This is a genomic window from Alienimonas chondri (assembly GCF_013036045.1).
Classification (GTDB): Bacteria; Planctomycetota; Planctomycetia; order Planctomycetales; family Planctomycetaceae; genus Alienimonas; species Alienimonas chondri.
In genome coordinates, this window is the sequence record NZ_WTPX01000221.1 from 1 (window position 1) to 5653 (window position 5653).

The window sequence follows — 5653 nt, forward strand, 5'->3', positions numbered from 1 at the left end:
CCTTTCATTCCCCCGTCTCCCCTCCGCGATTGTCCCGTCCCGCCGTCACCAAGTTTGCCTTTCGCCTGTTCGACCGACCGCTGCACCCGGAGCTGTTCCCCGCGGCGGCGACCGAGCGGATCGAACGTCCTCTGTACACGGCGACGCTGTCGCTGGGCGAGGACGGGCACCGCATCGAGGTGCGGACGGGCGGTCGCACGCTGACGGAACTGCTCGCCCCGGCGGACTATGTGCTGCCCGCCGGCGGCCGCCGGGTCGGTCGCGGGGTGCGGGGGGCGGGGTTGGAAGACCTGACGTTCGACGACGATCGCGGTCCCGCGGTCCGCTATCAGGCGGGCCATCAGGCGGAAACGCCGGCGGCGGGCGTGTTCGATCACATCACCGCGGAATTGCTCGCCGACGCCGCCGCCACGGTTGCGCTCGGCGACGGCGAGGAACGGGCGCCGTTGAAACGATCCGACATCCCGGGACAGACGGCGAGGCCCGGGGCGCTGGCCTGTCGATTCACCTCGGGGGGACGCTTGGCCGGCGATTCCGTCGGGTTGATGCGGGTGGAGGCCGCCGCGGATTCGCTGCTGATTCACGCCGCGCACACCTTTGCGGATACGCGCACCGTGGTCCGCACCCAATCGCTGTGGGAGTGGATTGAGCCGTAGAACTCTGCGGCGGTCCGGGATTCCCCGGTGCGCCGAAGGGCCAGTCGGAACTCCCCGGGGGAGGGGCCGGGCGTTCATAATGACTGCGTACTTTCGTTCGCCCGCTCCAGCCCACCCCGCTGAGATGTCCGCCCTTCGCACCGCCCTGACCGCCGCCGCCGTCACGCTAGCCCTGTCGCTCTCCGCACCGACCGCTTCCGCGGGGGGCTACGGATACGGCGGTTACGGAACCGGAAGCTATTACGGCGGCGGTTACGGAAGCTACTACGGCGGATTCGCTCAGCCGTACGGGAGCTATTATCGCTCCGCCTACGTCGCCCCCGCGGTCGCGGTGCCGGCGGGGTATTACTCGCCCTACGGAAACGGCGGATACAGCTATTCCGCGACCAGTTTCTATCGCCCAGTCACGCCGACTTACTACAACACGTCGTTCTACAACCCGTACAGCTACGGATATCGCAGCCTCGGCTACGGCGGTTACGGCTACCGGAGTTCGGGTGACCGTGGTTTGAGCTACAGCGGGTACGGCTATCGTGGGGTGGGCTACCGAGGGCTCAGCGGCTACCGGGGCTTTGGTTACGGCTTCTGAACGGCGACGCGATTCGTCGAAGTCCGGCAAGCAAGAAGTTCTGACATGCAAAGCGCCCCGATCCCTTCCTGGGGGATCGGGGCGATTTCGTTCGTCCGAAACCGGCCGTGTCAGAGCGCGTCCGTCTCGCCCAACGCGGCCCAGACTCGGCGGCTCAACTCATCGAGGTTCAGCCCCGTGGCCGCGGAGATGATCAGCGGATCGACGTTCAATTCCTCCCGCAGCAACTCCGCAGCGGGGGCGGCGTCCGGCAATTCGCCCTTGGAAATGCACAGCACTTCCGGCCGGGAGGCGAGGTCCGGGTTGTAGCGTTCCACCTCGGCGCGGATCGTCTTGTAGTTGGAGACCGGGTCCGTTCCGTCGGTCGGGTCCGGTTCGACCAGATGAATCAGCACGCGGGTTCGCTCAACATGCTTGAGGAACTCGTGCCCGAGACCCACGCCTTCCGCGGCTCCTTCGATGAGGCCGGGGATGTCGGCGAGGACGTATTGACGTTTCGCGTCCCACCCGGTTCCGTCGCGAACGACGCCCAGGTTCGGGTACTTGGTGGTGAAGGGGTACGCGGCGATCTCCGGAGTCGCGGCGCTGAGGCGCGACAGCAACGTCGACTTACCGGCATTCGGTTTGCCGAGCAGGCCGACGTCCGCGATCAGCTTCAATTCGAGCACCACGTCGCGGTGTTCGCCCTCGCCGCCGGGTTCCGTCTCGCGCGGGGCGCGGTGGATCGCGGTGGCGAACTTTTTGTTGCCCTTGCCGCCGGACCCGCCGTGAGCCACGACGACTTCGTCGCCGTGTTCGGAAAGGTCTCGGAGGGTATGCCCGCGCTCGGCGTCCTTCACGAGGGTGCCCGGGGGCACCTCGATGAGAATATCGTCCGCGGTGGCTCCGGTTTGCAGCTTGCCGCGGCCGTGCTCCCCGCGACCGGCGTTCCAGAACTTATGGCCGACGAGGTGAATCAGGCTGCCGACGTTCTCGTTCGCCCGCACGACGACGCTGCCGCCGCCCCCGCCGTCGCCGCCGTCCGGCCCGCCTTTGGGCACGAACTTCTCGCGGCGGAACGACATACAGCCGTTGCCCCCGTCGCCCGCTTTGCAATGCAATAAAACGTGATCTGCAAACATCGTTCAGCTTCGTCCGTTCTTGGGAGGACTCTTCAATTTGCCCTCGCCGATCGCTCGCATCCGCTCCGTAAAGGCTTTGGCGAGGTCGTCGCGGTTCGCCGCCTCCGCCGCGTCGATGCCCCGCTTGTGCATGGCGATGGCGTACTCGCTGGGCGAGTTGCCGCGGGTCGGCGGGATCAGCGGAAGAAAATCGACGTAAAAGAGCGCCAGATCTTCCGGCCGGTCCTTCGCGAGTTCCGTCAAGCGGTCGAGCGCATCCGGGACGTAGCGGCCTTCCTCCGCGTATTTCGACACGGCCTGCACGATGAAGCCCACGGCGTCGCCCGTCTGCTCGTTTGCGACCAGACCGTCGACGTACTCCGGCAGCGCCTCGAAGGACAGGTCCGGCCGGCCGGCGACGGCATAGAGGTCTAACAACTGCTTTTGCAGCGCCAGCCGTTTCTCCGCGTCGGGTTCGTAGCTGCTGATCCCGGAGAACACCTCTCGGGTGAAGTCGGGGAAGGGGGCGAAGTCTTTAAACAACTTCTTGAGGTCCAGCTTCAATCGACGGGCCTGGTCCTTGGAAAGGTCCCCGGCGTTGTCGGCAGCCAGCTTCGCCCGTTCCCGCCACGCCGGTGCGTTCCACGGATCGATCTGATTAACCGAGTCCAGGTAGTCGAACCGGGCGTCGAGGGACAGCTCTTCGCCCTCTGCGCCGGCCCGCTTGGCGACGATCGGGTAGGCTCGCATCAGCAGGTCGGCGTGACGAGCGGCGTCGCGATCGGTGGCGACCGCGTGCAGGCGCCGCATGAGGTCGCGGTCGGTTGTCTCCTCGCCGGTCTGGGGATCGTTGAGGAAGCCGACGTAATAGTGGTCGTCCTGATAGCGGCCGTGGCTCTCCAGCGAGAACTTCAACGCGGAGTCCGTCACGCCGGTCACGTCCACCCACATCACCCAGGCGTGGCCGGCGCCGCCAAACTTGCCGTCGCCGCGGACGTACATCGCCGGCACGCCGAGGCTCTTGCCGACGCGCGAGGCGTAGTCGGCCTGATGAGCGCACACGCCGCCCTTCGCCAGGATTGCGGGGAGCGTATAGGGGAGACCGTTCAAAGCGCCCCGACGGCTTTCCGTCTCCAGCATCTCTTTGTCGTAGGGCACCTGCGAATAGCACTCGCCGAACCGGCTGCGATTGGCCCCGTAGTTGGCCAGGGCGAAGTTCCGCTCCTCGATGGGGGTGCGGTGATCGATCGTCATCACCAGCAGTTCCCACGGCAGGCGTTCCGCCCGGCCCTGCATCACGTCCTCCCGATCGAGGAAATAGCGGACGTTCTCCACCGCCGCCGGGCGTTCTTCCGTCGGCAGTTCCGCCTTGGCCCGTTCGGCGTGGTGGTCGTATTGATAGGGGCCGCGTACCGGATCATCCCAAACGACCGCGGCGGCAGTCGCGAGGGCGCCGTATTTCCCGAGTCGATCGCCAAACTCGTCGTAAAGTTCGCGGAACACCGTCATGCCCGCGGCGACGTCGTCCGCGGGCGTGAAGGCGTTGAACAGCGTCTCCCGCAGGTCGGGACGCTCCTTCAACCAAGCGAGGATCTCGTCGGATTTGTCGCCGAGTCCCTGGCGGATCTCGCGTTCGTGCATGCGGGCGAATTCCGTGGCGAACAGCGTCCGCACCTGTTCGTACTCCTTGGAGGCGAGCAGCGGCCGCCGCCGGTCGTCCGGCTCGCCGTAGAGGGCCAGCAGCGGGGCGACGAAGTTCTCCTCGTACGCTGCTTCGTCGTCGTTCAACGGACCGAATTCGGCGGCGTCCAACTCCGGCTTCGCGGCGACCCGCATTGCCGGTTCCGGCGCCGGATCGGCGGGCGCCGGATCGGGTTCCGTCGCCGCCGGCTCCTCGGCCATCGCCATGGCCGCCGGTTCCTCCGCCATGGCCTCCGGCTCGCTCGCGGCGGGATCGGCGGGCGCTGCATCGGCGCGGGCTGCATCGGCGGGGGCGGCCGGCTGCGGGTCGAGCATTGCGACGGACGGCGTCGCCGGTTCGCGACCGGGACCGGCGGACATCACCGACAGCCGGACCGGGGCGACGGTGCTGGCTCCGTCGCCGCCGTCGGCCTTCGTCTCGACGACTCGCACGCCGAACTCCGCATCGACTTCCGGGGCGTTCGCCGGCGGGGCGAATGTGATCGTGCCGTCGTCGGCGATGCTGACGCCGTCCGGCACGTCGCCTACCAACCGGAACGCGAGGGCGTTGGCCGGCTGATCCGGGTCTTCGGCGGAGACCTTGAGCGAAGTCGATTCGCCCGGGCCGACGACCACCGCGGCGAGCGGGGCGACCCAGGGCGGGGCATCGTTCTCGGCGACAGCGATTTCAAACGTGGCCGTCTCCGTGACGTCCCCGGTCGCCCGGTGGGTGAGCGCGACGGTGACGGAGGCTGTCCCCGGCCCGTCGGCTTCGCCGGGCGTCCAGGTGAATTGCGTGCCGGAGCCGCTCAATCGGGCGCCTTCCGGCGCCTCGCTCAGCACGACCTTGTGCGTCCACTCCTGCGGGGACTTCGGGTTGAATCGCTGGTCGAAGTCCATGGTGTTGACGACTGACACCTCCAAACGCTCGCCCTCCATAACCGATTGCGGTGGCAGGGCCGCGAGCATCGCGGGGCCGTTCTCCCCGGCCGCCCCGCCGGCGTCGTCGCCGGGCCAGAACAGGAAGGCCGCGACGCCCAGTGCCAGCGCCGCGACGGCTCCGCCGCCGATCGCCATCGGCACGACCTTGGATCGTCCTTCGTCCGCCGTCGAGCGAGCACGCCGCCGACCGCGGCCGGACCGCGGGGACGCCCGCTCGATGATCGGGGGACCCTCGTCGTTCGAGGGGGCGTCTTTCACGACCGGGCCGGTACGAATGACCGGGGGGAACCCCGCGGCGACCTGTTCGGTCGGTTCCGGCGTCGCCGATTCGTCGAAGCCGTCTTCGGCCGTCTCTGCGGCGGCCGTTTCGTCAGCATCCGAGGCGCCGGCGGCGGGCACGGTGAGCGCTTCCCCGCACTTGGGGCAGGCGGTCGTGCGACCGGCGTGCGACGGCTTGGCCTTCAACGTCTTCCCGCAGGCGGGACAGTCGAAGGACAAGACGTCGGGAACCGGGGCGTCGGGAGCGGGCATGACGAAGCTCGAACGGACCGCCCCGGGGGTCGGGGCGATTTCGGCAGTGTACCGGTCAAGCGGGTCGCGGTCGCGGATTGATGGACGCCGCTTGACCGATTCGGGGTGCGGACCTTGTCGTCGGGCCGTCCGAGGCGCATAACCCGCGCCCCGCA

Annotated in this window: 4 protein-coding genes; 2 read left to right on the forward strand and 2 right to left on the reverse strand. The window is 68.1% G+C overall.

Annotated features, from left to right (window positions below):
• Both LzC2_RS19900 and LzC2_RS21695 read left to right on the forward strand, forming a co-directional pair.
• A partial coding sequence (locus LzC2_RS19900; protein WP_206678821.1) for a hypothetical protein occupies window positions 1–656 on the forward strand: 656 nt, incomplete at its 5' end.
• 124 nt (window positions 657–780) lie between these two features.
• Complete coding sequence (locus tag LzC2_RS21695) at window positions 781–1245, forward strand: hypothetical protein (RefSeq protein ID WP_185168682.1); 465 nt, start codon at window positions 781–783, stop codon at window positions 1243–1245.
• A 110-nt stretch (window positions 1246–1355) separates the two neighbouring features.
• Here the strand turns inward: LzC2_RS21695 and obgE are convergent, their stop codons facing one another.
• Both obgE and LzC2_RS19915 read right to left on the reverse strand, forming a co-directional pair.
• Entirely contained in the window at window positions 1356–2366 is a 1011-nt protein-coding gene (obgE, locus tag LzC2_RS19910) for a GTPase ObgE (RefSeq protein ID WP_171189781.1), read from the reverse strand.
• 3 nt (window positions 2367–2369) lie between these two features.
• On the reverse strand, window positions 2370–5498 hold the full coding sequence (locus LzC2_RS19915; protein ID WP_171189782.1) for an Ig-like domain-containing protein: 3129 nt from the start codon (window positions 5496–5498) through the stop codon (window positions 2370–2372).
• Window positions 5499–5653: the final 155 nt, after the last annotated feature.

What these genes read in the sequence shown, in the direction of transcription:
- LzC2_RS21695 (WP_185168682.1), top strand. Translation starts at nt 781, where the DNA reads ATGTCCGCCCTTCGCACCGCCCTGACCGCCGCCGCCGTCACGCTAGCC.
- obgE (WP_171189781.1), bottom strand. Translation starts at nt 2,366, where the DNA reads ATGTTTGCAGATCACGTTTTATTGCATTGCAAAGCGGGCGACGGGGGC.
- LzC2_RS19915 (WP_171189782.1), bottom strand. Translation starts at nt 5,498, where the DNA reads ATGCCCGCTCCCGACGCCCCGGTTCCCGACGTCTTGTCCTTCGACTGT.